The sequence below is a fragment of the Psychrobacter sp. 1U2 genome (assembly GCF_051847575.1).
In genome coordinates this window covers 1-503 of sequence record NZ_JBPYDC010001899.1, presented here as the reverse complement: position 1 = coordinate 503, position 503 = coordinate 1, and the positions used below count along the sequence as shown (strand labels likewise).

1 protein-coding gene is annotated in these 503 nt (G+C 41.9%); it reads right to left on the bottom strand.

What is annotated here, in order from left to right:
* A partial coding sequence (locus ACS8FD_RS25020) for a catalase (RefSeq protein ID WP_439277829.1) occupies positions 1-503 on the bottom strand: 503 nt, incomplete at both ends.

Genomic DNA, 503 nt, shown 5'->3' with positions numbered 1-503 from the left:
ATTTGCATATGTCCATCTTGCTGGTTATTGGCAAATGGGCATTTTGGCGCATTGATTGGAATTTGAGCAAAGTTTGGTGAACCCAGACGCTTAAGCTGCGTATCTAAATAGCTAAACAGACGTCCCTGTAATAAGGGATCGTTACTGAAATCGATACCAGGTGGCAAGTGCGATGGACAAAATGCTACTTGCTCTGTTTCAGCAAAGAAATTATCTGGGTTGCGATTTAAGACCATTTTACCGATGATTTTGACGGGTACCATCTCTTCTGGAATCAGTTTCGTCGCATCTAGATGGTCAAATGGAAACTCATTGGCTTCTTCTTCAGTAAATAACTGAACACCAAACTCCCACTCAAAGTACTTGCCATTATCAATCGCTTCATACATATCACGGCGATTGTAATCAGGGTCAGCGCCAGAAATTTTAACTGCTTCATCCCAAATAAGTGACTGCACACCTGCTACTGGCTTCCAATGAAAACGTACAAAGGTACTCTTACC